Raw genomic sequence first — 677 nt, forward strand, 5'->3', positions numbered from 1 at the left:
ATGCCCTGGTCGAGCACGTTGGCGATCGCCTTTTCGAGATTGTCGGCTTCCTTCACGAGGTTGAAGGAGTAGCGCAGGCACATGGCAAACGACGCGATCATCGCGATCGGGTTGGCAATGCCCTTGCCGGCGATGTCCGGCGCCGAGCCATGCACCGGCTCATAGAGCGCCTTGCGCTTGCCGCTGACACCGTCCGGCGCGCCGAGCGAGGCCGACGGCAGCATGCCGAGCGAACCGGTGAGCATGGCCGCGACATCCGACAGCATGTCGCCGAACAGGTTGTCGGTGACGATGACGTCGAACTGCTTGGGCTGGCGCACCAGCTGCATGCCGCCGGCGTCCGCCAGCATGTGCTCGAGCTGGACGTCGGAATATTTCGCCTTGTGCGTCTCGGTCACCACCTGGTTCCACAAGACGCCCGACTTCATGACGTTGCGCTTTTCCATCGAGCAGACGCGGTTGTTCCGGGTGCGGGCCAGTTCGAAGGCGACGCCGGCGATGCGCTCGATCTCGTAGGTGTCATAGACCTGGGTGTCGATGCCGCGCTTCTGGCCGTTGCCGAGATCGATGATCTCCTTCGGTTCGCCGAAATAGACGCCACCGGTCAGTTCGCGCACGATCAGGATGTCGAGGCCCTCGACCAGTTCCGGTTTCAGCGAGGAAGCGGCGGCCAGCGC

1 protein-coding gene is annotated in these 677 nt (G+C 63.8%); it reads right to left on the reverse strand.

Annotated elements, in window-relative coordinates; all coding sequences use genetic code 11:
- Nucleotides 1-677: 3-isopropylmalate dehydrogenase (gene leuB / locus AB4Z53_RS35415; RefSeq protein ID WP_441600102.1), on the reverse strand; the 677-nt coding region annotated here is incomplete at both ends.

Source organism: Ensifer sp. 2TAB8, assembly GCF_052115125.1.
Classification (GTDB): Bacteria; Pseudomonadota; Alphaproteobacteria; order Rhizobiales; family Rhizobiaceae; genus Ensifer.